Genomic DNA, 25310 nt, shown 5'->3' on the forward strand with positions numbered 1-25310 from the left:
CTGTTCCCACAGGGGCGCGGGATTGATCAGAGAAATCGCAGCAGGGCGGCAACAATGGCTTCAGGCGCATCCTCCTGCACCAGATGCCCGGCATTCGGGATCGGATGAAATTGCGATCCGGGAATCATGCTGTGCAACTCGCGTCCGCGTTCGAGGGGAATCCACTGATCGTCCTCGCCCCAGAGAATCTGCACCGGGCAGCGGATCGTCGGGTACAGCGGCTGGACTTCCAGCGTGTAGCGCTGGTCCATCTGCGCGATCTGCCGGTAGAACGCCGCTTGCCCCGGATCACCCAGCCACGGCCTTACGTAGGGCGCCAGTTCCGCATCCGGAATATCCCGGTGAATCGCCCCGCGAATGTAGGTCGGCACGATGGCGCGCTGGATGTAATCCGGCAGACCGCTGAACGCCGCTTCATGCTGGCGCACGTGCTGCACGAACGGCGAGCCCCAGGGTGTCAGCGCTACCGGATCGATCAGGGTCAGGCTGCGGAAATCCTTGCCGTTGAGCAGATGCGCGCGCAGTGCGGTGGCGCCGCCGAAGTCGTGGGCGACCACGTCCGGCCTTTCCAGTCCCCAATGATCGAGCAACTGCGCGAGCAATTCGTTCTGCACGCCGAGGGACACATCCGCGTCCGGTTGCTCGGACTGCCCGTAGCCCAGCAAATCGAAGTAATGCACCCGATGGGTGGCGCAAAAATGCGGCGCGATGCGGTGCCACACGTAGGACGAGAAGGGCGTGCCGTGCACGAACACCAGTGGCGGACCGTCACCGCGCACCCCGTGGCGAATCTGTCGCCCGTGGAAATCAAAGACCTGATCCAGCAGCCAGTCCGTCATGGGCCTGTCCTCTTGGCGGGTTCGAGCCAAAAAGCATAGGCGTAAAAAAACCACCGGTCTCGGTGGTTTTTTGTGTCGCAGGATTTACTCGCCGCGATAGATGCAACCGCTGGTGCAGGTCTCGTGGATGCGGATCGCGCTGAGTTCCGGCAGCAGGGGCTTCAATTCATTCCAGATGAATTTGGCCAGCACTTCGCTGGTCGGGTTTTCGAGGCCCGGAATGTCGTTGAGGTAGTTGTGATCCAGACGCTCGTACAGCGGCTTGAAAATTGCCTTGATCTCGGAGAAATCACGGATCCAGCCGGTGTGCGGATCGAGGTCGCCGCTCAGGTGAATCGCCACTTTGAACGAGTGCCCGTGCAGGCGTCCGCACTTGTGGCCGTCCGGTACGTGGGGCAGGCGGTGGGCGGATTCGAACGTAAATTCCTTGAAGATTTCCACAGTGATTTCAGCTCTGTTCAGATGGCGTTCGCCGCAGCGAATTCGGGCAGGCGGCGAGTTTACCAGCTTGTCCAGGGCTGTGCTGACTAAAGGGTCAGCAAGCGTTCGGCGAGGCGACCATTGGCACTCAGTTCGAGGAATTCGTCGCCCAGCCGGCGGCTCTCGTCCATCGCTGCGCGCCAGTATTTCTGCCGGCTCGGCGCATCGCCCATGAAGCGCTTGAAGTCGTTACGGTCGGGGAGTTTGCCGTAGGGCAGGCGCGCCAGGTACTCCTTGGACGGCGCCAGCAACAGCACGTCTTGCAAGCGCTCCACCGAGGCTTTGCGCCAGGGCAGGGTCTTGTCGAACCAGCCGGGGATCACCCGGTCGGTGAAGTGCGGGTAGAGCACGATGCCGTCGCCGTTGTAGGGCAGGTCGAGGTGATAGTCCAGCAGACCGCCGTCGCGGAACGTGCCGGCACCGGCGCCCGGCAGGTCGCGCACGCCTTCCATGACCATCGGGATCGAGCCCGAGGCCAGCAGCGCCTGGCGCAGGTTGCCGGCATCGAGGGCGACGAAACGCGACGGGAAATCGTTCAGCGCATGCACTGGCGGCGCCAGGCGCGGGTCGTGGATGATCAGCCGTTCGAAGTGCCGCGACAGCCGCGCGCGGCCGCGCAGGTTGTCGGCGATCACCGAACCCAGCGCCAGCCCGAGCCGGCCGCGATGGTCGTCCGCCAGCCCGCCGTGGCTTTTGACCACCATGATGTTCAAGCGGTAGTGGGCGTTGGCCAGAAGGCTGGCGTCGCGGCCGTCGAGCAGGTCATCGAGCATGCGCTGCGAACTGCGGCTGACCTCGCCGATGGTCACGCCTTTGTTGAAGTTCTGCTCGGTGTACAGATGACCGAGGCGGCGGATGCCTTCGGCAGCATCCGGCAGGCAGGCGCTGGCGAACCGCCAGGAACCCACCGACGCACCGATCAGCGAACGCTCGCGCGGTGCCGCCGGCAACCACTCGCCGAACAACGCCAGATCCAGCCCCTGAATCCCCAGCGCCTTCGGCCCGCCGGCCGCGCCGGGCAGGGTACCGACGTCGGCGGCGTCCAGGCCTTGGGCACGAATGCGCGCCATCGCCCGGGGGCCGGCCTTGAGGGTGAGGGCGGGGAACTTGATGTGAATGGCGGTCATACCGGTCTCGATCGTTAGCAAGCGAAAGATTATAAGCACATGTTGCCGGGCTCTGCAGGGGCAGGCCAAATGATGGCCATTCAGTTTCAGTTAAGTTCGCACCGTTAAGGTGCCGCCCGTAGCAACACATAAAAATACGGAGACGCCATGAAAACCCTGACTGCCCTGACCCTCGCCTCGCTCATCGGCCTCACCGCCAGCACCGTTCACGCCCGCGATCTCGGCCCGGATGAAGCCCTGCGCCTGCGCGACGCTGGTACTATCGTCTCCTTCGAGAAACTCAACGCCACCGCGCTGGCCAGACACCCGGGTTCGACGATCACCGACACCGAGCTGGAAGAACAGTACGGCAAGTACATCTACCAGATCGAACTGCGTGATCCGCAGGGGCTGGAATGGGATCTGGAACTGGACGCGGTGAGCGGGCAAGTGCTCACGGATCATCAGGATACGTAATGAAGGTGAATGTTCGCGCCACCCACCGTACGGCACTGGCGCTGGTGATGTTTTGCTCGACGGCCATGGCCCGCGACCTGGGCCCCGACGAAGCCCTCAATCTGCGCAAGCAGGGTGTGATCCTGCCGCTGGAGCAGGTATTGCACCAGGCGATGGACCGTTATCCCGGCGCGAAACTGTTGGAAGTCGAGCTGGAAGAAAAACACGACGTCTACATTTATGAAGTCGAGTTGCTGACCGTCGAAGGTGTGGCCCGTGAGCTGCATCTGAAGGCCGACACCGGCGAACTCGTGAAAGACAAGGAAGATTGACCGATGCGCTTGCTTCTGGTGGAAGACCACGTACCGCTGGCCGACGAACTGCTCGCCGGCCTGCAACGTCAGGGCTACGCGGTGGACTGGCTGGCGGACGGGCGCGATGCGGTCTATCAGGGCAGCAGCGAGCCCTACGACCTGATCGTCCTCGACCTCGGCCTGCCCGGCGTGCCGGGGTTGGAGGTGCTGGCCCAGTGGCGGGCCGGCGGGCTGACGATTCCGGTGCTGATCCTCACCGCCCGCGATTCTTGGGCCGAGCGCATCGAAGGCCTGAAGGCCGGTGCCGACGATTACCTGACCAAACCCTTCCACCCGGAAGAACTGTATTTGCGCATCCAGTCGCTGCTGCGCCGCTCCAAGGGCCAGGCCAACCAGCCGACGCTCAAGGCTGCCGGGCTGCACCTGGACGAGGGCCGTCAGTGTGTTGTGCGCGACGGCGCCGACATTCAGCTGACCGCTGCCGAATTCCGTCTGTTGCGCTATTTCATGCTGCACCCGGAGCAGATTCTTTCCAAAAGCCACCTCGCCGAACACCTCTACGACGGTGAAACCGAGCGCGATTCCAACGTGCTGGAAGTCCACGTCAATCACCTGCGGCGCAAGCTCGGCAAAAGCGTGATCGAAACCCGTCGCGGTCAGGGTTATCTGTTTGGCGGACAGGCTTCGTGAGATCGATCCAGCGCCGCTTGAGCCTGGGGTTGATCAGCGTGCTGGTGGTGGTCGGCGTGCTGCTGGCGCAAACCAGTCTGTGGCTGTTCGAAGTGGGGTTGCAGCGCTATCTCGAAGCCGGGTTGCGCAACGACAGCGAGAGCCTGCTGGTGGCGCTGGTTCGCGGGCCGCAAGGCTTGCAGCTGGATGAGCGGCACTTGTCGCCGGCCTATCAGCGACCGTTTTCCGGGCATTACTTTCGCATCGATTTCGCCGACAGCCACTGGCGCTCCCGTTCGTTGTGGGATCAGGATCTGCCGTTGCTCGAACGCTCCGGCCTGCACAGCAACCTGCAACTGGGGCCGGACGGTCAGCAACTGCTGGTGCTGCGTTCGGACTATCGACGGCTCGGCCAGTCGATTTCCATCAGCGTCGCCCAGGATTACACGCCGGTGCGCGAGAGCTTCCAGCGCATGCGCCAGATCGGTCTCGGCCTCGGGCTGGCCGGGTTGCTGCTGATTCTGTTGTTGCAACGCCTGACCGTACGTCGTGCGTTGCGGCCGCTGGAAAAGGCTCGCGAACAGATCGCCCAGTTACAGCAGGGCCAGCGTTCACAACTCGATGAACAAGTGCCGGCGGAACTGGAACCGCTGGTGGCGCAGATCAACCATTTGCTGGCGCACACCGAAGACAGCCTCAAGCGTTCGCGCAATGCCCTGGGCAACCTCGGGCATGCGCTGAAAACCCCGTTGGCGGTGCTGCTGAGTCTGGCGTCGAGTGAACGGCTCGACGCGCACCCGGAGCTGCGCAAGATCCTCAAGGAACAACTGGAGCAGGTTCAGCAACGGCTGAACCGCGAGCTCAACCGTGCACGCCTGTCCGGCGATGCGCTGCCGGGGGCGCTGTTCGATTGCGACGCAGAGCTGCCGGGGCTGCTGTCGACATTGAACATGATCCATGGTGAACATCTGGAACTGAGTTATGTGGCCCCGCCGGGCCTGCAACTGCCCTGGGATCGTGAAGACTTGCTGGAGCTGCTCGGCAACCTGCTGGACAACGCCTGCAAATGGGCCGATGCCGAGGTGCGGCTGAGTGTGGTTGAGCGTACGGACGGCTTCGCCCTGATCGTCGAAGATGACGGACCGGGGATTCCCGAATTGCAGCGTGCTCAGGTCTTCAGTCGTGGTACGCGACTGGACGAGCAGACCGACGGGCATGGCTTGGGGCTGGGGATTGTGCGCGATATTGTCGAGACTTGGGGTGGGTTGCTGGTGATGGGCGAGAGTGAGTGGGGCGGTTTGAAGGTGGTGATCGAGTTGCCTAAACGCTGATTCGTGTCACGCCACAACCCTGTGGGAGCTGGCCGGCTCTCACAGGGATTTTGAGGTGGACCTCAGACCCGAAACTGATCCATCAGACTCTGCTGCTGATTCGCCAGGCTATTGAGCGATTGACTCACCCGCGCCGATTCATTGGCCTGCCCCGACAGCGACTCCGTCACATCACGAATCGTCGCCACGTTGTTGTTGATCTCTTCGGCCACCGCGCTCTGCTCTTCGGCAGCGCTGGCGATCTGCAGGTTCATGTCGCTGATTACCGTTACCGCGTCGCCGATCTGGCGCAGCGCGGTCACGGCCTGACCGACCTGTTCGACGCTGCCCTGGGCCTGACGATGGCTGTTGCCCATCGAACCGACCACATCCTGGGTACCGGTCTGCAGTTGTTCGATCACTTGGCGGGTTTCTTCCACCGATTCCTGAGTGCGGCGGGCGAGGTTGCGCACTTCGTCGGCGACCACCGCAAAACCGCGTCCGGCTTCACCGGCACGGGCGGCTTCGATGGCGGCGTTCAGCGCCAGCAGGTTGGTCTGTTCGGCGATGGCGCGGATGGTTTCCAGCACGGTGCCGATCTTCTCGCTGTTGGCGGCCAGGCCTTCGACCTGCGCCATCGCCGCGCTCATGTCGGCGGCGAGGGTGTCGATGCTGGCGGTGGTGCGGTCGATCACGGTCAGGCCCTGACGGGTAGCGCGGTCGGCATCCTTGGCCGCTTCGGCGGCTTGTGCCGCGCTGCGGGCCACGTCCTGGGCGGTGGCGCTCATTTCGTGGGACGCGGTGGCCACCTGATCGACCTGACGGTATTGCTGCTCCATGCCGGCACTGGTCTGGGTCGCGATGGCCGAAGACTGGTCGGCGGTGTTGCGTGCGTCCTGCACCGAGCGTTTCACCTCGGCGATGATCGGTTGCAGCTTGTCGAGGAAGCGGTTGAACCAGCCGGCCAACTGGCCGAGCTCGTCCTTCTTGTCGTAGGCCAGACGCCGGGTCAGGTCGCCTTCGCCGCTGGCGATGTCTTCGAGCATGTGCGCGACGCCGAGGATCGGTCTGGTCACGCTGCGAGCCATCAGCCACACCAGCAACAGGCCGATCAGCGCCGCGAGCGCGCCCAGGCTCAGTTCGATCAGGGTGCCCGAGGTGTTGCTGGCATCCAGTTGCTGCTTGAGCGCTTCGGCGCGACTGACCAGAACCTTTTCCGGAACGTCGAGCAGCACGCCCCAGGACGGGCCGCCGGGAATCGGCTGGAACGGCGACAGCACTTTCAGTTGCGCGTTGCTGTGCAGGCTGCTGACGGTGTTGCTCGAGGCGAGCAGACGCAACAGTTCGGCGCCGCTGGTGGTGTCCACCGCATCCAGGCGCTGGCTGAGTTTATTGGCGTCCGGGCTGTAACCGGCGAGCAGGCCGGCGGGGCTGATGATGCTCACGGCGGTCTGGCCGTCGTAGAGCTTTTTGCTGGCGCTCTGGCTGATTGCTTGGAGGCTGTTGAGGTTGATGTCCACCGACAGCGAGGCGATGACTTTGCCATTGACCATCAGCGGGAACACGATGCTGGTCATCAGCACCTTTTGCCCGTCGATTACGTAGAAGTAGGGTTCGATCACGCACGGCTTGAGCGTGGTGCGCGGGCAGGTGAACCAGGCGTTGGCGGCCTGACCGCTGGGGCCGGTGCTGGTGTCGGCCATGTCGCTTTCCGGCAGGGCCATCGAGGTTACCTTGCCCGGCGTCGGCTGCGACCAGTACAGGGCGAAGCGGCCCTTGTCGTTGCTGCCTAATTCACTTTGATCCGCAAACAGTTCGTCCTTGCCGTCCAGCGCGTTGGCTTCGAACACCAGCGACAGGCCGAGCAGATCCGGGTTGGCCTGCAGCGCCGATTTCACCTGACGGGTCATGTCTTCGCGCAGGTCGAAGGCATCGAGGAAGCGCTTCTCGGCTTGTTCGCGCAGGAACAGCACCTGACGCGAGAAACCGTGGCCATATTGATAGGCGTCCATGAACTGCTGGCGAATGCCGGCGGCCTGGACTTCGCCCTGGGATTCGATGCGGGCCTGGGCCGATTCGGTGAGCATTTCCATGCTCGACGCTTTCACCAGTTCGGAACTGTGCTCCATGCGATACAGCGAAAGACCCACCAACAGGGTCACGATACCGGCCAGGCAGAGCCCGGCGAGCAGGGTGATTTTCCATTGGATGGAAAGTTGTCTGAGTGACATGGAAACGTCCTTATTCGATAAATATCTGAGACTTTGCACTGTAACGGCCGCGTTTCGGCTTTCTTTATGGCGTCAATGCAATAGGGCGAATTGACGCACGTTATGGCGGATATGCCCTGTTCAGCGGCTGGATCATGGAAAGTTACACTGTGTTGCGACCAGTCGCTTTGACACTGCGCCCGCGCTGCGGCACAGTGCGCGCCCTTCTAATAAGACCCTCTATGCAAATCCGCTGACGACCCTCGCGGCTTGTCGGTCGGACTCATCCTGTCTGGCGGTGGATGGCTTTACCGTCGCGTTTTCGAGGTAGTGAAATGAATGCAGTGATTGCTGCGGTCGGCGTCATGCTGATCCTCAGCCTGTCCCGGGTGCATGTGGTGATCGCGTTGATCGTCGGTGCGCTGGTCGGCGGCCTGACCGGTGGTCTGGGCATCGACGCCACGCTCAAGGCTTTCAACAGTGGCCTGGGTGGCGGGGCGACGGTGGCGTTGTCCTACGCGTTGCTCGGCGCTTTCGCCGTGGCGATTGCCAAGTCCGGCCTGGCCCATGCGCTGGCCGACAAGGCGCTGACGATGGTCGACCGCCAGCATGCGACCGGTGGCGGCAGCGTCAAATGGGTGCTGATCGGCCTGCTGTGGGTAGTGGCGATCGCCTCGCAGAACATCCTGCCGATCCACATTGCGTTCATTCCGCTGCTGGTACCGCCACTTCTCTTTGTACTGACCAAGCTGCAACTGGACCGGCGTCTGATCGCCTGTGTCATGACCTTCGGCCTGATCACGCCGTACATGTTCCTGCCGGTGGGCTTCGGCAACATTTTTCTCAATGAGATCCTGCTGGCCAACGTTGCCCGCAGCGGCGTCGACATCAGCGGGATCAACGTCACCCATGCCATGGGTATTCCGGCGCTGGGCATGCTGGTGGGGCTGGGCATCGCCTTTATCAGTTACCGCAAGAAGCGCGTCTACGACCTGAGAAAAATCGGGCAGGTCGAGCAGGTGGCGGTGCAATACAACCTGCGAAGCCTGTTGATCGCCGGTGTCGCCATTGCCGCAGCTTTCATTATTCAGTTGCTGCTGGATTCGATGATTATCGGGGCGCTGGCCGGTTTCCTGATCTTTTCGGCGTCGGGCATCGTCAAATGGCGCGAGACGGATGACCTGTTCACCGAAGGCATGAAGATGATGGCGATGATTGGCTTCATCATGATCGCCGCCTCCGGCTTCGCCGAAGTGATGAAGGCCACCGGCGAGGTGCAAACTCTGGTTGAGTCGTCGGCGTCGTGGATCAATCACAGCAAGGGCATCGGTGCCTTGCTGATGCTGCTGGTCGGTCTTCTGGTGACCATGGGCATCGGCTCGTCGTTTTCCACGGTGCCGATCCTGGCGGCGATTTTCGTGCCGCTGTGCGTGCAACTGGGCTTCAGCCCGATGGCGATTGTCTGCATCGTCGGGACGGCCGGTGCCTTGGGCGATGCCGGTTCGCCCGCGTCGGACTCGACCCTCGGCCCGACCTCCGGCCTGAACATCGACGGCCAGCATCACCACATCTGGGACACCGTGGTCCCGACCTTCCTGCATTACAACCTGCCGCTGCTGGTATTTGGCTGGGTGGCCGCGATGGTCCTCTGACCTGATCGTTCCCACGTCGAGGCGTCGAACCGTCCGCGTGGGAACGCCTCCTGTGACGCTTTGGGACGCGGAGCGTCCCGGGCTGCATTGCCACGCAGAGCGTGGGAACGATCTGAGGTAAAACTCAACTTTTGGCTTGGCGTGCCGTTAAAGCCTTTAACCACGCCAACAAAACCAAAAGAGTGAGCCCCCATGCGCCTGAGTCTCAAGGCTAAAGTCCTGTCCCTTGCCGTCCTTCCGGTCTTGCTCTTTGCGCTGGTGATCAGCCTGACCACGCTGTTCATCCTTCAGGAGCAGGCGCGCAAGGAAGTCGAACAGACCCGCGAACGCCTGCTCGGCGATGCCAAGGCCACCCTGGCCAGCTACGTCGCCGTGGCCATGACCACCATCAAGCCTTTGTACGATGCCGCCGCCCCCGGTGACACCGAGGCGCGGGCGCAGGTGATCAAGCTGCTGTCGAGCATCAAGTACGGCAAGGATGGCTACTTTTTCGGCTACGACTCCGAGACCGTGCGCCTGTTCAAGGCCAACGACCCCGAAGGCGTGGGCAAAAGCTTCAAGGACAACCGCGACCCGAATGGCGTCTACGTCAACCGCGACCTGGTAAAAGTGGCGAAGGACGGCACCCACTACCTGCAATACAGCTCGCCGCTGCCGGGCAACGCGCAAGTGCTGGTGCCGAAACTCGGTTACACCGAATACCTGGCGAAGTGGGACATGGCAGTCGGTACGTCGGTCAATCTCGATGGCATCGAAGCGCAAGTGGCGGTGGTCGAGGCCAAGGTGCAGGAGCGCATGCAAGGCGTGGTGCTGAGCATCGTTGGCGTGGCGGTGGTGGTGCTGCTGGTGATCGCGGCGGCAGGGATGCTGCTGGCCAACACCATTCTGCGACCGCTGACCCTGATGAAAGCCAACCTCGATGACATCGCGGCGGGCGAGGGCGACCTGACCCGGCGCCTGACCATTACCAGCCAGGACGAACTCGGCGAACTGGCCGGTTCGTTCAACCGTTTCGTCGACAAGATCCACGGCCTGGTGCGACAGATCACCGAGATGACTTCGCAGCTGACCGGGCTGGTGACTCAGGTGTCGGATCAGGCCCAGCGCTCCGATCAGGCCATGGAGCGTCAGCGCCACGAAACGGATCAGGTCGCCACGGCGATCAACGAGATGTCCGCCGCCGCCCAGGAAGTCGCCAAGAGCGCACAGAACGCCGCCGTCGCCGCGCAACAGACCGATGAGGAAGGCCAGACCGCCAAACGAGTGGTGGCCGGCAGCATCCAGCAGATTCACGCGCTGGTGGACGACATCCGCAGCAGCGGCGTGTCCCTCGACAGCCTGCAACAGGACGTGTCGTCGATTGTCGGCGTGCTCGGGGTGATCCGCTCGATCGCTGAACAGACCAACCTGCTGGCGCTCAACGCCGCGATCGAAGCGGCACGGGCCGGCGAGGCAGGGCGCGGGTTTGCGGTGGTGGCGGACGAGGTGCGGGCGCTGGCGTCACGCACGCAGATCAGCACGCAGGAAATTCAGGGGATGATCGACCGTTTGCAGGCGGGGACGCAGTCGGCGGTGGAGGCGATGCGCCGTTCCAGCGAGGCGGGTGACGGCACGTCGGCCCAGGCCAATCAGGCGGGGGCATCGCTGGATGCGATGGCGGACCTGATTGCGACGATCAACTCGATGAACGCGCAGATTGCCAGTGCCGCCGAGGAGCAAACGGCGGTCGCGGAAGAGATCAACCGCAGCGTGCATCAGATTGCGGTGGCGGTGGATAACGTGGCGGATGAGACACAGTTGGGGGCGCAGACTTCGCGCAGTCTGGCGGATCTTGGGCAGCGGCTGGGCAAACTGGTCGGCCAGTTCCGTATCTGATGGCGTAGTCGGGACAGACCGTCAGGGTCTGTCCCAATACGGCACCTCGCCAAAACACTCAATGAAGAAATCAATCACCGTCCGCACCTTCACTGACAGCCTCCGGCTCCCCGGCCACAGCACCGCAATCTGCTGCGGTTCAAGGCTGTTTGAAACCTGATAATCCCCCAGCACCGGCACCAGCGTACCTTCACGCACCGCCTCGCCGATCAGCCATGACGGAAACATCACCAGTCCCAGCCCTTGCACCGCAGCCTGGGTCAACGTGTCTGCGTGGTTGCCGGTAATCGGGCCCTTGACCGAGTACGGCGTCCACTCGCCCTGATCCTGTCGGAAGAACCAGCGCTGCAGGCCGGTCGCGCCCTTGTAGGCCAGGCACTGGTGGCGGGCGAGGTCTGCGGGCTGCTGCGGGGTGCCGAAGCGCTCGAGATACGCCGGGCTGGCCGCGACCTGAAAGCGATGCGGTGCCAGGATCCGCGCCTGCATGCTCGAGTCGTGCAGCGGGCCGATGCGAAACAGCAGGTCGGCGCCTTCCTGCAGCGGATCGACGTAGTGGTCGGTCTGCTGGATGTCCAGTTGCAGCTTCGGATAGCGCTCGCACAGACGACCCAGCCATGGCGTCAGGTGGCGCTGGCCAAACACCACCGGGGCGTTGATTCGCACCAGGCCGGTCGGTTCGCTTTGCTGTTCCTGCAACGCCTGTTCGGCTTCCTCCAGTTGCACCAGCACCAGCCGCGCGTGATGGCCGAGCATGCGCCCGGCTTCGGTTGGCGTCACCGCGCGGGTGTGGCGGTAGAGCAACTGCTGGTTCAGCGCTTGCTCCATCAGCTGGATCTGCCGGGAAATCGAGGAGGGTGCCACGCCTTCGCGGCGGGCGACCTCGGAAAAACTGCCGTGGTCGAGTACGGCCACAAACAGCCTTAGCGCCTTGAATCCCAGTTCGTTGAGCCCGTGCATGGTGTGTCCTGCTGTGCGAGTTGCGCAAAAGTGTTGTCTGGATGCTCCCATTTATCGCACAGCTGCGCCAGCCGATAATCCGCGCCATCGTTTTCTTCGAGGTTTTTTTGATGCAGTCACTTGATGAAGTGAGCGCCGCGCCGGCTCCGGTTGCCCGGCCTGGTTTACGTTTGTTGCTGTTGCCGCTGGTGATCCTGGCCGGCATGGGCTTGTCGGTGGAGGCCGGGTTGCTCGGACCGCTGGGCGAGCAGGTCGGGCATCTATGGGCAACGTTGAGCATCTTCGGGGTCGGCTCGGCGATTCTGTTTTTGCTGTTGCTGTTTGCGGGGCCACAGAAGGGCCCGGCGCTGACCGACCTGCCGCGCTGGCAGTTGATTGGCGGGTTTCTGGGGCCGATGTATGTAGTGGTGCTGACCCTGGCGACACCGCATATCGGGATTGCCATGACGATGATCGCGATTTTGTCGGGGCAGGTCGGCAAGAGTGTGCTGATCGACCATTTCGGCTGGTTTGGTGCTACGCGCAAGAAGGTCAATGCCGAACGTTGGCTGGCGTTGGGGTTGATTGTGGCGGCACTGATTTTGATTGCGCGGGGTTGATGCGATGAGTCTGGTTATTTTGTTGGCGGTGGTGGTGTTGGCCGGTGCGGTGTTGAGTGTGCAAGCGGCGATCAATGGGCGCCTTGGGGAAACCGTTGGGGTGTTGCGCAGCAGTTTGTTGACGTTTGTCGTCGGCGCCGTTTCTACGGGGTTGTTGATTTTGTTTTTTGAGCCTGCTCAGGCGGTGAGTTTGCTGGAGGTGCCGAAGTGGCAGTTGAGTGGGGCGCTGTTCGGTGTGGTTTACATGATGGTCATGGTTGGCGCAGTGCCGCGCGTTGGTGCGGCTGTGGCGACGGTGGCGGTGATTGTCGGGCAGTTGGGAATGGGGATGTTGATCGACAATTTTGGCTGGTTGGGGAATCCCGCTATTGAGTTGTCTTCGAGTCGGGTTTTGGCGATGGTTTGTTTGGGGCTGGCGCTGGTGTTCATGTATCGCAGCAGCGTGCGTCAGGCTGTTTGAGCGTGGCGTCCTTTGGGCCGACCAGGTTCTTGTTCGTTTTGCGTGTATATCCGTTGCTTCGGTCGCTGCGGCTTATGGTTCCGCCCTTACGGCGGGTCACTTTGGCAAACGCCCCAAAGTAACCAAAGGTCTTGGGCCCTGACGTACGGCCCTCGCTGTGGCTCGGGTTCCTTCGCTCCGGGATTGATCCGGGGGCATCGCCTACGGTTTGCTTCGCTGCACCTCCTCTCGATGCATGCGGCTTCGCCGCACGGTCGCTGCGCTCCCACCCCCGGATCAATCCCTCCACTCAGCCTGCCGACGGGCCTTGAGATCAAAAGCGGTACTCGAGCTAACGCTCATCGTGGTGAGTGGTGGGGGGATGGTTGAAGGGGGAGTGGTTAGTGGTTAGTGGTGTGGGTTGGGAGGTTAGGTGGTTTACACGTTCTACACTGGTAGCACGGCTTGTTCTTTCGGCCTCAGACAACCACCACCAGAGGAGTCTGTTTCATGGCAGATAGAAAATGCGATTGTCCGGGATGTCGTTGCACAATCAAGGAGGGTGAGCATTCTTATGTGGCGCACGGGAAGCATTATTGCTGTGAGGCCTGTGCGCATCATCACAAGAGTGGTGAGGAGTGTTCCGGCAAGGGGTGCCAGTGTGCGCATCCCAAGTAATCCTGGGTATTGAAAAGGTGGAGCCTAGTCAGGCTCCACTTCCAGTTTCAGGCTGTCGTCGTCCAGGCGTTCGGTGTGGCGGACGTTGCCTTGCAGGCGGCGACCTTCGACGTTGACGACGATGGTCTTGGCCTTTTCAAGGTCTTCCGGCAAGGGGGCCGGGACGCGCAGGGCGAAGCGGTAGGGGTCGTTTTCGACGGGTTCCAGGCCAACCGGGCAGTCGACGCTTTTGGTGATGCGGCCGAAGAGGGTGTCCAGGCCGTAGTCCAGGTGTGCCGGGCTGTTGATGGTTGTCATGTGTGTTCCCCCGATAGAGTCTCCGCCTGCGCGCAAGCTTAGCTTGCCGGTCGCCAGGTGACGTTTTCCACGCCGAATTTTTCCGCCATCGGCTTGCTGGTCTTCTGCACTTTCTCCCGGCCGAAACGCGGGATGCGGCCGACCCCAGCGTCGCAGCTTGCCCAGTGCCACGCCTCGGTGTTGTCCATTTTGTCCGAGCGGATAATGAACGACTTTGGCGCGCCGTGTAGGGTGTAATCGATGACGTACAGTTTTGCGTTGTTCATAAAGCCCATCTTCCTCCCTGTGGTAATAGAAGGATCGCTGGGCACCGGGAAAATTCACTCGAGTTGTCCGACGGTATCTATCAATGGCGAGGTCTCGGTCGGACTGGTTACCATGGCGCTTCCGCCAACCCCGATGAATGTTCGCCATGGCCCTCGCTGCGCCCCCTGATCTGAGTGATACCGATGTGCCGGTGCAACCGTTGGCGCGTACGTATCCGCGCGGGTTGTTCATCGAGCCCCATGAGCATGTCTGGGGGCAGTTGCTGTATGCAATGAGCGGGGTGATGTGGGTCGAGACGCCGCACGAGGCGCTGGTGGTGCCGCCGCAGCGGGCGGTGTGGTTGCCGCCGGGCGTGCCGCACGGAATTCGGGTGGTGTCGGATTTGCAGATGCGCAATATCTACCTGCGCCCGGCGCTGGCGGCGACGCTGGATGAGACGGTGCAGGTGATCGAGGTCGGCGGGCTGCTGCGTGAGTTGATTGTCGGGCTGGTGGCGCAGGGCGACAGCGGCGATGCCGGGTATTACGAGGCGCTGGTCGGGCTGGCGCTGCTGGAGCTGAAACGCGCAAGGCGTTCACAGTTGAAGATCCCGTTGCCGGACGACGCCGACCGGCGGCTGATGAGTCTGTGCCAGGCCGTCATGGCGGCGCCGTCGCTGGACATTCCTTTCGAGCAACACGCCGAAAACGCCGGAGCCAGCGTGCGTACGCTCGCACGTCTGTTCAAGGAAGGGCTGGGCATGGGCTTCGCCGAGTGGCGGCGTCAGGTGCAATTGGCGACGGCGGTGGCGGAATTGATTCAAGGCGTGCCGGTCAGCGCGATTGCCCGTGAGCTGGGTTATTCGCCGAGCAGTTTCAGCGACATGTTTCGCCGTGAGCTGGGTGTCGCGCCTTCGCAGTTCGGTGCCGGGCCGCTTGCCGGCTGATTTGGCCGAAATTCAGAAGTCCTTGGCCGATGCCGGCCTCAGCCTTTCCCTAGACTTTGCCCATTCCCTTTATGTGGCGGAGTGATCCCATGCATTACCTGATTTCACTGGGCGTCGGTCTGGGTGTCGGCCTGCTGTATGGCGCGCTGGATGTCCGTTCGCCGGCGCCGCCGACCATCGCGCTGGTGGGCCTGCTCGGCATGCTGGCGGGCGAGCAGTTGTGGCCGATGGGGCGGCAACTGGTCAGTGGCTGGCTGTCCTGAAGCCTGTCTTTTTCCTTCGGTGGAGATTTCCATGAAAGCACTGCAATTCGATAAAACCGGCGACCTGTCGTCCCTGCGCTTCGTCGAGGTGCCAACACCGGTGCCGGGCGCAGACGAGGTGCTGGTGCAGATCAAGGCCGCTGGCCTCAACCCCAGCGACGTGAAGAACGTGCTCGGGCGTTTCCCGTACACCACGCTGCCGCGCATTCCCGGTCGAGACTTTGCCGGTGTGGTGGTCGAAGGGCCGCAGGCGTTGATCGGCCAAGAGGTCTGGGGCACCGGGCGTGAGCTGGGTTTCTTCGCCGATGGCTCCCATGCGCAGTTCGTCAAACTGCCGGCCAATGGCGTGGCGCACAAGCCTTCGCATTTGAGTTTCACCCAGGCCGCCAGTCTTGGCGTGCCTTACACCACGGCGTGGGATGCGTTGGAGCGCAGTCTGGTCAGCGCTGAAACCCGTTTGCTGGTGATCGGCGGCGGAGCGGTGGCGACGGCGGCGCTGGCGCTGGCCAAGGTGCGCGGCGCGCAGTTGCTGGCGGCGGCGCGGCGGCCGGAGCAGGTCAAGGATTTGCAGGCGCAGGGTTATCAGACGATTCAGCTGGACAAGCCCGAGGATCTGGGCGCGCAGGTCAATGCGGTGTATCGCGGCGGCGCCGATGTGATTTTCGACACCACCGGGTTCTGGCTGCCGGCCTCGGTGGCGGCATTGGCGACCTTCGGCCGGATCGCGATCATCGCCGCGCCGGTGGACGGGCATGTGCAGTTGCCGGCGCTGGCCCTGTATCGCAAGGGTGGTTCGGTGGTCGGCATCAACTCGTTGCTGTATGGCGTTGAAGCCTGTGCGGCGATGCTCGAGCAGTTCGGCCGGTTCTTCGACGAAGACCTGCTGCCACTGCCGCAAGGGCTGGTCGAAGCACCGCTGGTCGAAGGTCTGGCACGGTATGCCGATGTGAATGAGGGTAGCGGTGACAAGGTCATCCTGATTCCCTGAGCGACACCAATGCATTAGATCGTTCCCACGCTCTGCGTGGGAATGCCTCAATGGACGCTCTGCGTCCGCTCTTTGGGACGCGGAGCGTCCCGGGCTGCATTCCCACGCAGAGCGTGGGAACGATCAGTCGATCAATCGATCAGGCTGCAGCGGACGCCTCAGCCTTCAACTCCAGATTATCCAGCACCCGACTCACCGCCAGCTCCCCCAGCATGATCAGCTGTGCAATCCCCAACAACACATGCCGTTGCGAGCCATCCACCAGCCCGGCGAAGTCATTGGCCATGGTCTTGGCCGAAGTCAGGGTTTCGCAGGCGTCGGCCAGCAGTTCTTCACTGTCGATACCGGGGGCGATGAGGTAGCGGGTGTTGGGTTTGAGCAGCGGTTTTCTGGGGAGCAGCGGATTGAGGTAATGGTCGAGCGCGCGCTCGGCGGCTTCGTGGAATTTCTTGGAATCGAGGGTTTCGTAGGGCGAGGTGGGGTCGGTTTCGGGTGGGTTGGGTGTGGGTTTGATCATGGTAAAACTCCCTGATTGATGGAGCTGCCACGGTTCGCTGCGAAACGAAGGGAGGTGGCAGCTGTACGCGGGTTCGCAGACCGGGAATCAAGGAACCCGGCATACCCGAAGGTATCCCGCGCACAACCGCCATTGCGCATTCAGCCAAAAATACTGAACGGAATGACTCGCTGGGCGCCTTGATTGATCCGGGCTGCGAAACCCGATCGCTGATTCGTCAGCGACCGACCCACAATAGAACCCGCCCCCAAGGCGCACAAGCCGGCGGATTCTGGCGGATGCGTAGGCAATGGCGCAAGGTGGCGTGGCTTTGCGGACATAACCTTAAACACACTTCAACAAGCGCGTTGGCAGGTGCCCGAAACGACAAAACCCGCCGTCCCGATCAAACGGGGCGGCGGGTTTGTAGGCCTGATGCGCTGTGTTGTTCTGTAGGCGTCAACGCGAGCAGTCTCGCCAGTACGTTCAGACTTGAAAGGCGCGGGATCAGAACTGATACCCGATCCCCGCGTAATACCCCCAGCCATTGGAACGTGCACGGAAGTTGCCGTCGCCGAAGTTCAGCTCGCTGCCGTCGTCCCAATTGCCGCCGTTGTGGAAATAACGCCCGACCAGGGTGAAGCGCAGATGGGTGAACGAGTACAGCAAGACGTTGGTTGCGACCGTGGCATTGGCGGTGCGCGCCGGATTGTCCTTGTGCAGGTCCGAGCCGAAATCGAAATTGGTAAAGCCTATATAGGTCAGCGAGGCACCGTTGCTGAATTTATCGATCGGCACGATGTACTTGAGCTGCGCGCGGTAGCCGTCCCACGAGTATTCGTTGCTGGCGCCGTAGTTTTCCCACTGGTAGCGCCCGTACAGGTTGGCCGACAGATTGACCCGCGAATGGGTGTCGATGTCGGTGCCGAAACCGCTGTACAGCGTGTTGGCGCGGTTTTCCTTGCGACTGCCGTGATCGTAGATCCAGTCGAACGCCACGTACCATTCCTTGAACGGCCCGATGGCCAGGCTGCGCCCGGCCAGGTAATCGATGGAGATGCGCGGCTCGTGCTCCATGAACACCGGCGAGCCGTGATCCCACACGCCTTTATCGTGGCTGTTGCCGATGTTGAAGATCTTCGGGATGTCGATGTAGCCATACAGCTCGAACGGGCCCTTGCGTCCGAAATACTCGTATTCCAGGTAGATGTCGTCGGCCGGTTGCGGGCCGAAGCTGATGTCCTTGCTGCCGATCAGCATCAGGTCCTGGTTATACCAGTCCGACAGGTACGCGCCTTTTTTCGGCGGGCTGGCTTCGGGACTGAGGGCTTCACCCTGGGCGGATTCATCCGGCAGGGCAGGTTGCGCCAGCGCGTTGTGACTGAGAACTCCGGTAACGCCGGCCAGTAGCAGGGAAACAGTAAAGGTACGCACACCGCGACGGCGGTGGCAGGAAGAAACGTGCATTCAAAGTCCTTTTTGCGAATCGAGGCCCGAGAGGATGGGGCCAGTACGGTTTTGTAACGAAAACGCGGTCATTAGCGACTCGCAAACGTTTGCACAAGCCGTACCAGTTTTCCAAACCACTGAAAAATCGATTGATTCACGGGTTTACCTGGCGACTTGATCAACTCCCCTCAAAAGCGCCTTAAATCGTCCTCAAGCCCTCGCTCAGAACGGCCGGTTCGACGGTCACCTGTACCGGTGTGCCGAGCCTGCCGCTGTTTCGATGACCATCAGCTTCAACCTCGGATTCTGATTCAGGAGCGAAGCACTTCAGCCGCCCGCAAGGGCGGTTTTTTTGCCCGCCGACCCCTCTGCTAAAATCCCTCCCACTGCCTCCCGGAGACTGCCCCATGACCGAGCCCATCCGTCTGACCCAATACAGCCACGGCGCCGGCTGTGGCTGCAAGATTTCGCCCAAGGTGCTGGAGGTGATTCTGGCCGGCAGCGGGGCGCAGAATCTTGATCCGAAACTGTGGGTCGGCAACGCGTCGCGCGATGATGCGGCGGTGTATGCAATCGATGCCGAGCGCGGGGTGGTCTCGACCACGGATTTCTTCATGCCGATCGTCGACGACCCGTTCGACTTCGGCCGGATCGCCGCCACCAATGCCATCAGCGACATCTACGCCATGGGCGGCGATCCGTTGATGGCGATTGCGATCCTCGGCTGGCCGGTCAACGTGCTGGCGCCGGAAGTGGCGCGGGAGGTGATTCGTGGCGGGCGTGCAGTGTGCGATGAAGCGGGAATTCCGTTGGCCGGCGGGCATTCGATCGATGCGCCGGAGCCGATTTTCGGTCTGGCCGTCACCGGACTGGTGGAAAAGCGCTTCATGAAGCGCAACGACACCGCTACCGCCGGTTGCCTGCTGTACCTGACCAAACCGCTGGGCATCGGCATCCTCACCACGGCGGAAAAAAAGGGCAAGCTGCGCCCCGACGACATCGGCGTGGCCCGGGACTGGATGTGTACGCTGAACAAGCCCGGCAGTCGGTTCGGCAAACTGGCCGGGGTCACCGCCATGACCGACGTTACCGGGTTCGGGCTGCTCGGGCATCTGGTGGAAATGGCCGACGGCAGTCACCTGACGGCGCGGGTTTTTTATGACCGGGTGCCGCGGCTTTCGAGCATCGAGTACTACCTCGAACAGGGCTGCGTGCCCGGCGGCACCCTGCGCAATTTCGACAGTTATTCGAGCCGCGTCGGGCGGGTCCAGGAATTGCACAAGCGCGTGCTGTGCGATCCGCAGACCAGCGGCGGGTTATTGATTGCAGTGACTCCGGAGGGGGAAGCCGAATTCCTCGCCGTCGCTGCCGAACTCGGCCTGGTGCTTGAGCCCATCGGTGAATTGATCGGGCGACAGAGCCACGCGGTCGAGGTGAATTGATGTCCATCGACTTCACTGGCTACCGCGACATCTTCCTCAACGACCGGCCGCTGATGGACGCCCGTGCGCCGGTCGAGTTTCACAAGGGGGCGTTTCCCGGGGCGGTCAATCTGCCGCTGATGAACGACATCGAGCGCCAGCGAGTCGGCACTTGCTACAAGCATCACGGGCAGCAGGCCGCCATCGAACTGGGCCATCAACTGGTGTCCGGCGCGGTCAAGGCCGAGCGTATTCAGGCCTGGGCGGACTTTGCCCGGGCACATCCGCAAGGTTATCTGTATTGCTTTCGTGGCGGCCTGCGTTCGCAGATCGTGCAGCAGTGGCTCAAGTCGGAGGCCGGTATCGACTATCCACGGATCGGCGGAGGCTACAAGGCGCTGCGTGGCTATCTGATCGACACCCTCGAATCAGCCTTGGCCGACTGTGATTTCGTGCTGCTGGGCGGCATGACCGGCACTGGCAAGACCGAAGTGCTGGCGCAACTGCGCAACAGCGTGGATCTGGAAGGCCATGCCAATCACCGAGGCTCGAGTTTCGGCAAGCGCGCCACCGGTCAGCCGTCGAACATCGATTTCGAGAACCGGCTGGCCATCGACTTTCTGAAAAAACGCGCCGCCGGCATCGAACAGTTTGTGCTGGAGGACGAAAGCCGGGTGGTGGGCAGCTGCGCGCTGCCCTTGCCGTTGTATCAGGGCATGCAGCAGTACCCGATGGTCTGGCTGGAAGATCGTTTCGAGCAGCGCGTCGAGCGGATCCTGCGCGATTACGTGGTGGATTTGTCTGCCGAGTTTCAGGCTGTGCATGGGGATGAAGGTTTTTCGCGGTTTTGCGAGCGGTTGCTGGATAGCCTCGACAATGTGCACAAACGCCTGGGCGGTGAGCGCCATCGGCGGCTGCGGATGTTGATGGAAGAGGCGCTGGCAGAGCAGGGCCGCAGTGGGGCGGTGGATTTGCACCGCGCGTGGATCGAGGGCTTGCTGCGCGAGTATTACGACCCGATGTATGTGTTCCAACGTGAAAAGAAGGGCGGGCGGATCGAGTTTGCGGAGGCGCGGCAGGCCGTTGTCGAGTATTTGCGTGAGCGAATCAAACCTCAGACCTGACGGGACCCGAAGGGGCCCCGGACACACTCAGGTCGGACAGCTCTCCTGGCCGTTATCCAGCCCCTGTTTGTAGCTGTGGCTCTGCAGGCTGGCCTTGCCGTTGTGCCAGGTCAGGGTCAGCACATACAGCGAGTCGTAATCGCTGGATTCCCAGTCCTCGGTGATCTTCTGCTTCCCGCCGACCGCCTTGCCCGCCACCTTGTTGATCAGCTCCGGCAGGTAGCCGTGGGACCAGGCGGTGTAGATGGTCGAGTTGTGGTACTTGTCGTCGGTCAGTTCCCGGGCCAGGTCGCTGGTGTCGTTGGCCGAAAATTCGATGTTCACCGGCAGGCCGAGCTTGATGGCGGCGGGGCTGATGGTCATGAGAGGGCGGATGTAGCTGTAGGAGTTGTCCAGTTCGCCTTCCTCGACATTGCGCGTCGGGTTGGCGGCGAACACGTAGTCGGCCTTGCCGAATTTTTCCGGCAGCAGGGTCGACAGGTCGATGGCCCGGTTCAGGCCCTGGCAGTTGAGCTGGCCGAGACCGCCGGCCGGTTTCTCTGCGTGGCGCAGGAACACCAGGGTCTGGGTGCCGTCCACCGGTTGCGCACGGCTTTCGCTGGATTCCAGCGACAGGAACAGCGCACTGACCGCCAGCAGGGTGGGCAGGGCCACGTACGCGCGATGTTTGAAGCGTTTGGCGACTTTCATCAAGTTCGTCATGGGATAAGGCGTCTTCAGTCTGTTCGGTTAAGGCTGACAAACCTTTGCACCGGTGCATGCGCGCCGGCTGTTTTCCCTGTCATCACTGGCTTGCTTGGAGCCCCCTGAGGCCCGTTTGGTTCGATCCGCTTGAGTGCGCAGCACTTTACCGTTGAGGCTGTGCGGTTGGAGGGAAGGTTAACCACAGGATGTTGCGGATTTAAGTAAGCCGACGGGCGAGGGTGTAAAGAACCCGAGCCAGAGCGCTGTTCGTGGATTATGCTCAGGCCTTTCAATTTGTGACTGGATGCTACACATGACTGATCTGTCCGCGTTCCCGATCACCCGGAAATGGCCGGCGCAGTACCCTGACTGGATTCAGCTCTATTCCCTGCCGACCCCCAACGGCGTCAAGGTCTCGATCATGCTTGAAGAGATCGGCCTGCCTTACGAGCCGCACCGCGTGGGCTTCGATACCAATGACCAGATGTCCCCGGAATTCCTGGCGCTGAACCCGAACAACAAGATCCCGGCGATCCTCGACCCCCACGGCCCCGAGGACAAACCGCTGCCGTTGTTCGAGTCTGGCGCGATCCTGATCTACCTCGCCGACAAGAGCGGCCAGTTGCTGGCCCAGGAAGGTGCGCTGCGCTATGAAACCATCCAGTGGCTGATGTTCCAGATGGGCGGCATCGGCCCGATGTTCGGCCAGCTCGGTTTCTTCAACAAATTTGCCGGCAAGGACTACGAAGACAAGCGTCCCCGTGACCGCTACGTCGAAGAAAGCCGCCGCCTGCTCAGCGTCCTGAACACCCGTCTGCAAGGGCGCGACTGGATCATGGGCGAGCGCTACACCATCGCCGACATCGCCACGTTCCCGTGGGTGCGCAACCTGATCGGCTTCTACGAGGCGGGCGATCTGGTCGGCATCGACAACTTCCCGAACGTCACCCGAGTGCTGGAGCGCTTCCTGGCGCGCCCGGCGGTTGTGCGCGGGCTGACCATTCCCTCCTGATCCTGTGGCTGCCGGGTGCGCAGATTATTGCGCGCCCGGTAATGCACTGTTGATTGATCCAGGTTTGTACCCCGATCCCCGCAAGGCATAAGCTTCGCCCCCTACGACTTTCGTCTCATCCGCTGTTTTCAGGAAAGGCCCCATGTCCAGTCAGTTCCCCGAAGCACGTCCACGCCGTCTGCGCCGCAATGCGAGCCTGCGCAGCCTGTTCCAGGAAACCGAGTTTTCCCTCAACGATCTGGTACTGCCGATCTTCGTCGAAGAAGAGATCGATGACTTCGTGCCGATCAAGAGCATGCCCGGCGTGATGCGTATTCCCGAGCGCAAACTGGCCGGCGAAATCGAGCGCTACGCCCGGGCCGGGATCAAGTCGGTGATGACTTTCGGCGTGTCCCATCATCTGGACGCCAGCGGCAGCGATACCTGGCGCGAAAACGGGCTGGTGTCGCGCATGTCGCGGATCGCCAAGGACGCCGTGCCGGAGATGATCGTGATGTCCGACACCTGCTTCTGCGAGTACACCGACCACGGCCATTGCGGCGTGATGCACAACCATGAAGTCGACAACGACCAGACCCTGATCAACCTCGGCAAACAAGCGGTGGCGGCAGCGCGTGCCGGTGCCGACGTGATCGCGCCGTCGGCGGCGATGGACGGCCAGGTGCGGGCGATTCGTCGCGCCCTGGACGATGCCGGCTTCACGCAGATTCCGATCATGGCCTACTCGACCAAATTCGCCTCGGCGCTCTACGGCCCGTTCCGCGAGGCTGGCGGCAGCGCGCTGAAGGGCGATCGCAAAAGCTATCAGATGAACCCGATGAACCGCCGCGAAGCCCTGCGCGAATCATTGCTCGACGAGCAGGAAGGCGCCGACGCGCTGATGGTCAAACCGGCCGGCGCGTACCTGGACATCATCCGCGATATCCGCGAAGCCTCGAACCTGCCGCTGGCGGCGTATCAGGTCAGCGGCGAGTACGCGATGATCAAGTTCGGCGCCCAGGCCGGGGCTATCGACGAAGATCGTGTGGTGCGCGAAAGCCTCGGCGCGATCAAGCGCGCGGGTGCGGATCTGATCTTCACCTACTTTGCGATGGACCTGGCCCTGGCCGGGATCTGACCTTTCAGGGGCCATTGAAAAACGGCCGGATCCCGTGATCACGGAAGTACCGTTCGATCACCTTCGGATCCGCGCTGTTGTCGGCAATCGCCACATAGGTATCGGGGCGCAACAGGTAAAAGCCGTTGCGCCCCAGGCCCGCCGTTTCAAACGCCGGACGCCAGTCGAACACGTGCAGCGGCAAGTGATGTTCAGTGCACCAGGCAATCATCTCGTCGCTGGTGTCGCCGTACACATGCACCTGCCAGCACGGATGGCGCAACGGCTCGTAATTGTCTCCCTCGCCATCATGGGCCCACGGCAGGCGGTCGCCGCCGTGCACGTGCCCGGCCACCCCTTCGCTCAACGTCATGCCCCGATAGTTGACGGTGATTTGCGACACCGTGCGAAAGAGGAATTCGCGGCTGGTCTCGAATGAGGCCATTTTCGGGATCAGGAACGGTGCCAGCCGCGTGCGCAAAAGATCAGCCATGCGGCCTTCGGCAGTCACAAAACTGAAGACCTTGTCGGTGGTCGACACCAGTCGGCGAGCGAAGGCGATGCGTTCGGTTTCGTAGCTGTCGAGCAGCCCGGGCGTGGCAGCGCCGCCGAGCACTGCCGCGAGCTTCCACGCCAGGTTGATCGCATCGCCGATGCCGGTGTTCATGCCCTGGCCACCGGCCGGGCTGTGCACGTGCGCCGCATCGCCGAGCAGAAACGCCCGACCCTGGCGAAAGTGATCCGCCACCCGGTGATGCACGCGGTAGGTGGAGAACCAGTTGACGTCCTCGATGTGCACGTTCAAATGCTCGATGGCGCGGCTGCTGACATCGGAAAACTCCAGGGTCTCGGCGCGGTCTGCACGCTCGTCACGCACGGTGCCGATCAGCCGCGCGCGGCCCTCACCGGCCAGAGGGAACACGGCGAGAAAGTCCGCTTCATCCAGATCCAGATGCAACTCGCCGTTGAGTGCCGGACCACTGGCCCGTACATCGGCGACATAGAAAATCTGCTGATAGGTGCCGCCGGGAAAACCGGTGTCGAGGGTTTTGCGCACGATTGAACGGGCGCCGTCGCATCCGGCCAGATAGCAGGCCTGACAGATTTCCTGCTGGCCATCCGGCAGGCGCAAATGGGCGGTGAGGCCATCGCCGTTTTCCGTGAAACTCTCCAGCGTGGTGTTGCGCTCGACGGTCACGTCGTAATCTTCGAGACGGTCGATCAACAGTCGCTCGTGTTCGTCCTGCGGGTATATTTCCAGAAAGGCATAGGGCGTCAGGCCTTCGCCGATCCGGTTCAGCGGCAGTTGCGCCACGGGTTTGCCCTTGACCCAGAAATTCGCCGCGGCTACCCGGTGACCGTTGCGTACCACGGCGTCGGCCAGGTCCAGTTGCCGGTACAACTCAAGGGTGCGCGCCTGCACTGCCAGTGCCCGCGACGTGGTGCCGGGGGCGCTGGCCTTGTCGATGATGCGCACGCGCACGCCCAGTTTGCTCAGCCACAGGGCGAGCACCAGTCCGGTGGGGCCGGCGCCGATGATCAGAACATCACTGCGGTTCATGGTCTGTCCTCCTCGCGTGTCCTGATCTGAGACGTGCCACTGAGTGTGCAGCAGCAAGTATGGATCAGACGGCGAGGGCGGCCAGTCGGCCTGCCAGACGGGCCGATGGAACAGCGTCGCCGGCCCGCAGTCCTATCCTGCGC

26 protein-coding genes and 3 pseudogenes are annotated in these 25310 nt (G+C 62.3%); 17 read left to right on the plus strand and 12 right to left on the minus strand.

The window, feature by feature from the left end; translation table 11 throughout:
* Positions 1–26: 26 nt before the first annotated feature.
* From L6D81_RS00205 to L6D81_RS00215, 3 genes are all read right to left on the minus strand, one after another.
* Complete coding sequence (locus L6D81_RS00205) at positions 27–839, minus strand: alpha/beta fold hydrolase (protein WP_236177319.1); 813 nt, start codon at positions 837–839, stop codon at positions 27–29.
* A gap of 84 nt (positions 840–923) precedes the next feature.
* Complete coding sequence (gene queD / locus L6D81_RS00210; protein ID WP_007955941.1) at positions 924–1280, minus strand: 6-carboxytetrahydropterin synthase QueD; 357 nt, start codon at positions 1278–1280, stop codon at positions 924–926.
* Between the two features lie 86 nt (positions 1281–1366).
* Positions 1367–2446, minus strand: coding sequence for a patatin-like phospholipase family protein (locus L6D81_RS00215; protein ID WP_236177321.1), 1080 nt, complete (start codon positions 2444–2446; stop codon positions 1367–1369).
* Between the two features lie 147 nt (positions 2447–2593).
* Between L6D81_RS00215 and L6D81_RS00220 the strand changes: the two genes are divergently transcribed.
* Genes L6D81_RS00220 through L6D81_RS00235 form a run of 4 tightly spaced genes read left to right on the plus strand, consistent with a single transcriptional unit; the run spans position 2594 to position 5195 of the window.
* On the plus strand, positions 2594–2902 hold the full coding sequence (locus tag L6D81_RS00220; RefSeq protein WP_236177323.1) for a PepSY domain-containing protein: 309 nt from the start codon (positions 2594–2596) through the stop codon (positions 2900–2902).
* Positions 2902–3213, plus strand: a complete 312-nt coding sequence (locus L6D81_RS00225) for a PepSY domain-containing protein (RefSeq protein ID WP_236177325.1) — start codon at positions 2902–2904, stop codon at positions 3211–3213. Before L6D81_RS00220 ends, L6D81_RS00225 begins: the two co-directional genes overlap by 1 nt.
* Positions 3214–3216: 3 nt before the next feature.
* Entirely contained in the window at positions 3217–3885 is a 669-nt protein-coding gene (locus tag L6D81_RS00230; protein WP_011335105.1) for a response regulator transcription factor, read from the plus strand.
* Positions 3882–5195 carry a sensor histidine kinase gene (locus L6D81_RS00235; protein WP_236177327.1) on the plus strand — a complete coding sequence of 438 codons (1314 nt, stop codon included), beginning with the start codon at positions 3882–3884 and terminating at the stop codon, positions 5193–5195. The genes L6D81_RS00230 and L6D81_RS00235 overlap by 4 nt, the downstream gene beginning before the upstream one ends.
* Before the next feature lie 62 nt (positions 5196–5257).
* Here L6D81_RS00235 and L6D81_RS29590 read toward each other — a convergent pair whose 3' ends face one another.
* Entirely contained in the window at positions 5258–6013 is a 756-nt protein-coding gene (locus tag L6D81_RS29590) for a methyl-accepting chemotaxis protein (protein WP_373874275.1), read from the minus strand.
* 102 nt (positions 6014–6115) lie between these two features.
* Positions 6116–7405 (minus strand): annotated as a pseudogene (locus L6D81_RS29595) (methyl-accepting chemotaxis protein); the annotation flags it as partial.
* A 314-nt stretch (positions 7406–7719) separates the two neighbouring features.
* On the opposite strand from L6D81_RS29595, the gene L6D81_RS00245 reads away from it, so the two are divergent.
* From L6D81_RS00245 to L6D81_RS29605, 3 genes and pseudogenes are all read left to right on the plus strand, one after another.
* Complete coding sequence (locus L6D81_RS00245) at positions 7720–9036, plus strand: Na+/H+ antiporter family protein (protein ID WP_236177331.1); 1317 nt, start codon at positions 7720–7722, stop codon at positions 9034–9036.
* A gap of 192 nt (positions 9037–9228) precedes the next feature.
* Positions 9229–10005: pseudogene (locus L6D81_RS29600) on the plus strand (cache domain-containing protein); the annotation flags it as partial.
* A 312-nt stretch (positions 10006–10317) separates the two neighbouring features.
* Positions 10318–10911: pseudogene (locus tag L6D81_RS29605) on the plus strand (methyl-accepting chemotaxis protein); the annotation flags it as partial.
* Between the two features lie 21 nt (positions 10912–10932).
* Here the strand turns inward: L6D81_RS29605 and L6D81_RS00255 are convergent.
* On the minus strand, positions 10933–11868 hold the full coding sequence (locus tag L6D81_RS00255) for a LysR family transcriptional regulator (protein ID WP_236177336.1): 936 nt from the start codon (positions 11866–11868) through the stop codon (positions 10933–10935).
* 110 nt (positions 11869–11978) lie between these two features.
* Here L6D81_RS00255 and L6D81_RS00260 point away from each other — a divergent pair, with 110 nt between their 5' ends.
* The 3 genes from L6D81_RS00260 (at position 11979) to L6D81_RS00270 (ending at position 13584) form a co-directional block, all read left to right on the plus strand.
* On the plus strand, positions 11979–12467 hold the full coding sequence (locus tag L6D81_RS00260) for a DMT family transporter (protein ID WP_236177338.1): 489 nt from the start codon (positions 11979–11981) through the stop codon (positions 12465–12467).
* 4 nt (positions 12468–12471) lie between these two features.
* Complete coding sequence (locus L6D81_RS00265; RefSeq protein WP_039770319.1) at positions 12472–12927, plus strand: DMT family transporter; 456 nt, start codon at positions 12472–12474, stop codon at positions 12925–12927.
* 489 nt (positions 12928–13416) lie between these two features.
* Positions 13417–13584: a metallothionein gene (locus L6D81_RS00270; RefSeq protein WP_074689145.1), complete on the plus strand. Its 168-nt coding sequence runs from the start codon at positions 13417–13419 to the stop codon at positions 13582–13584.
* A 24-nt stretch (positions 13585–13608) separates the two neighbouring features.
* Here the strand turns inward: L6D81_RS00270 and L6D81_RS00275 are convergent, their stop codons facing one another.
* Positions 13609–13881 (minus strand): hypothetical protein, encoded by a 273-nt coding sequence (locus L6D81_RS00275; protein ID WP_085745874.1) that lies wholly within the window; start codon positions 13879–13881, stop codon positions 13609–13611.
* A gap of 38 nt (positions 13882–13919) precedes the next feature.
* Complete coding sequence (locus L6D81_RS00280) at positions 13920–14147, minus strand: DUF6555 family protein (protein WP_011335095.1); 228 nt, start codon at positions 14145–14147, stop codon at positions 13920–13922.
* 137 nt (positions 14148–14284) lie between these two features.
* Here L6D81_RS00280 and L6D81_RS00285 point away from each other — a divergent pair, with 137 nt between their 5' ends.
* The 3 genes from L6D81_RS00285 to L6D81_RS00295 all read left to right on the plus strand — a co-directional run bounded on the left by L6D81_RS00285 (position 14285) and on the right by L6D81_RS00295 (position 16324).
* Positions 14285–15073, plus strand: coding sequence for an AraC family transcriptional regulator (locus L6D81_RS00285; protein ID WP_236177340.1), 789 nt, complete (start codon positions 14285–14287; stop codon positions 15071–15073).
* A gap of 89 nt (positions 15074–15162) precedes the next feature.
* Complete coding sequence (locus L6D81_RS00290; protein WP_236177342.1) at positions 15163–15336, plus strand: DUF1427 family protein; 174 nt, start codon at positions 15163–15165, stop codon at positions 15334–15336.
* A 31-nt stretch (positions 15337–15367) separates the two neighbouring features.
* Positions 15368–16324 (plus strand): quinone oxidoreductase family protein, encoded by a 957-nt coding sequence (locus L6D81_RS00295; RefSeq protein ID WP_236177344.1) that lies wholly within the window; start codon positions 15368–15370, stop codon positions 16322–16324.
* Between the two features lie 139 nt (positions 16325–16463).
* Here the strand turns inward: L6D81_RS00295 and L6D81_RS00300 are convergent, their stop codons facing one another.
* Positions 16464–16841, minus strand: a complete 378-nt coding sequence (locus L6D81_RS00300) for a DUF6124 family protein (protein WP_236177346.1) — start codon at positions 16839–16841, stop codon at positions 16464–16466.
* A 486-nt stretch (positions 16842–17327) separates the two neighbouring features.
* Positions 17328–18287, minus strand: coding sequence for a nucleoside-specific channel-forming protein Tsx (locus L6D81_RS00305; RefSeq protein ID WP_236177348.1), 960 nt, complete (start codon positions 18285–18287; stop codon positions 17328–17330).
* A 389-nt stretch (positions 18288–18676) separates the two neighbouring features.
* On the opposite strand from L6D81_RS00305, the gene selD reads away from it, so the two are divergent.
* Both selD and mnmH read left to right on the plus strand, forming a co-directional pair.
* A complete protein-coding gene (gene selD, locus L6D81_RS00310) occupies positions 18677–19711 on the plus strand; it encodes a selenide, water dikinase SelD (RefSeq protein WP_236177350.1) in 1035 nt (344 codons plus the stop codon).
* Positions 19711–20814 carry a tRNA 2-selenouridine(34) synthase MnmH gene (mnmH, locus tag L6D81_RS00315; RefSeq protein WP_236177352.1) on the plus strand — a complete coding sequence of 368 codons (1104 nt, stop codon included), beginning with the start codon at positions 19711–19713 and terminating at the stop codon, positions 20812–20814. The genes selD and mnmH overlap by 1 nt, the downstream gene beginning before the upstream one ends.
* Before the next feature lie 27 nt (positions 20815–20841).
* On the opposite strand, the gene L6D81_RS00320 is transcribed toward mnmH, so the two are convergent.
* Positions 20842–21516: a histidine phosphatase family protein gene (locus L6D81_RS00320; protein WP_236177354.1), complete on the minus strand. Its 675-nt coding sequence runs from the start codon at positions 21514–21516 to the stop codon at positions 20842–20844.
* 295 nt (positions 21517–21811) lie between these two features.
* On the opposite strand from L6D81_RS00320, the gene L6D81_RS00325 reads away from it, so the two are divergent.
* Positions 21812–22510, plus strand: a complete 699-nt coding sequence (locus tag L6D81_RS00325; protein WP_236177355.1) for a glutathione S-transferase family protein — start codon at positions 21812–21814, stop codon at positions 22508–22510.
* A gap of 142 nt (positions 22511–22652) precedes the next feature.
* Positions 22653–23627, plus strand: coding sequence for a porphobilinogen synthase (hemB, locus tag L6D81_RS00330; protein ID WP_085608287.1), 975 nt, complete (start codon positions 22653–22655; stop codon positions 23625–23627).
* Positions 23628–23631: 4 nt separating this feature from the next.
* Here the strand turns inward: hemB and L6D81_RS00335 are convergent, their stop codons facing one another.
* The gene (locus L6D81_RS00335) at positions 23632–25167 is read right to left on the minus strand and encodes an FAD-dependent oxidoreductase (protein ID WP_236177357.1); all 1536 of its coding nucleotides are present in this window, start codon (positions 25165–25167) and stop codon (positions 23632–23634) included.
* Positions 25168–25310 lie beyond the last annotated feature (143 nt).

The organism is Pseudomonas sputi (genome assembly GCF_021603585.1).
Classification (GTDB): domain Bacteria; phylum Pseudomonadota; class Gammaproteobacteria; order Pseudomonadales; family Pseudomonadaceae; genus Aquipseudomonas; species Aquipseudomonas sputi.

Excerpts from the sequence above, each read along its gene's own strand:
- selD (WP_236177350.1), top strand. The coding sequence starts at position 18,677 with ATGACCGAGCCCATCCGTCTGACCCAATACAGCCACGGCGCCGGCTGT.
- L6D81_RS00270 (WP_074689145.1), top strand. The coding sequence starts at position 13,417 with ATGGCAGATAGAAAATGCGATTGTCCGGGATGTCGTTGCACAATCAAG.
- L6D81_RS00320 (WP_236177354.1), bottom strand. The coding sequence starts at position 21,516 with ATGACGAACTTGATGAAAGTCGCCAAACGCTTCAAACATCGCGCGTAC.
- L6D81_RS00260 (WP_236177338.1), top strand. The coding sequence starts at position 11,979 with ATGCAGTCACTTGATGAAGTGAGCGCCGCGCCGGCTCCGGTTGCCCGG.
- L6D81_RS00290 (WP_236177342.1), top strand. The coding sequence starts at position 15,163 with ATGCATTACCTGATTTCACTGGGCGTCGGTCTGGGTGTCGGCCTGCTG.
- L6D81_RS00335 (WP_236177357.1), bottom strand. The coding sequence starts at position 25,167 with ATGAACCGCAGTGATGTTCTGATCATCGGCGCCGGCCCCACCGGACTG.
- hemB (WP_085608287.1), top strand. The coding sequence starts at position 22,653 with ATGTCCAGTCAGTTCCCCGAAGCACGTCCACGCCGTCTGCGCCGCAAT.
- L6D81_RS00215 (WP_236177321.1), bottom strand. The coding sequence starts at position 2,446 with ATGACCGCCATTCACATCAAGTTCCCCGCCCTCACCCTCAAGGCCGGC.
- L6D81_RS00295 (WP_236177344.1), top strand. The coding sequence starts at position 15,368 with ATGAAAGCACTGCAATTCGATAAAACCGGCGACCTGTCGTCCCTGCGC.
- L6D81_RS00325 (WP_236177355.1), top strand. The coding sequence starts at position 21,812 with ATGACTGATCTGTCCGCGTTCCCGATCACCCGGAAATGGCCGGCGCAG.
- L6D81_RS00255 (WP_236177336.1), bottom strand. The coding sequence starts at position 11,868 with ATGCACGGGCTCAACGAACTGGGATTCAAGGCGCTAAGGCTGTTTGTG.
- L6D81_RS00265 (WP_039770319.1), top strand. The coding sequence starts at position 12,472 with ATGAGTCTGGTTATTTTGTTGGCGGTGGTGGTGTTGGCCGGTGCGGTG.
- L6D81_RS00225 (WP_236177325.1), top strand. The coding sequence starts at position 2,902 with ATGAAGGTGAATGTTCGCGCCACCCACCGTACGGCACTGGCGCTGGTG.
- L6D81_RS00280 (WP_011335095.1), bottom strand. The coding sequence starts at position 14,147 with ATGAACAACGCAAAACTGTACGTCATCGATTACACCCTACACGGCGCG.
- L6D81_RS00205 (WP_236177319.1), bottom strand. The coding sequence starts at position 839 with ATGACGGACTGGCTGCTGGATCAGGTCTTTGATTTCCACGGGCGACAG.
- L6D81_RS00230 (WP_011335105.1), top strand. The coding sequence starts at position 3,217 with ATGCGCTTGCTTCTGGTGGAAGACCACGTACCGCTGGCCGACGAACTG.
- L6D81_RS00285 (WP_236177340.1), top strand. The coding sequence starts at position 14,285 with ATGTTCGCCATGGCCCTCGCTGCGCCCCCTGATCTGAGTGATACCGAT.
- L6D81_RS00300 (WP_236177346.1), bottom strand. The coding sequence starts at position 16,841 with ATGATCAAACCCACACCCAACCCACCCGAAACCGACCCCACCTCGCCC.
- L6D81_RS00245 (WP_236177331.1), top strand. The coding sequence starts at position 7,720 with ATGAATGCAGTGATTGCTGCGGTCGGCGTCATGCTGATCCTCAGCCTG.
- L6D81_RS00275 (WP_085745874.1), bottom strand. The coding sequence starts at position 13,881 with ATGACAACCATCAACAGCCCGGCACACCTGGACTACGGCCTGGACACC.
- L6D81_RS29590 (WP_373874275.1), bottom strand. The coding sequence starts at position 6,013 with ATGGAGCAGCAATACCGTCAGGTCGATCAGGTGGCCACCGCGTCCCAC.
- L6D81_RS00220 (WP_236177323.1), top strand. The coding sequence starts at position 2,594 with ATGAAAACCCTGACTGCCCTGACCCTCGCCTCGCTCATCGGCCTCACC.
- L6D81_RS00305 (WP_236177348.1), bottom strand. The coding sequence starts at position 18,287 with ATGCACGTTTCTTCCTGCCACCGCCGTCGCGGTGTGCGTACCTTTACT.
- mnmH (WP_236177352.1), top strand. The coding sequence starts at position 19,711 with ATGTCCATCGACTTCACTGGCTACCGCGACATCTTCCTCAACGACCGG.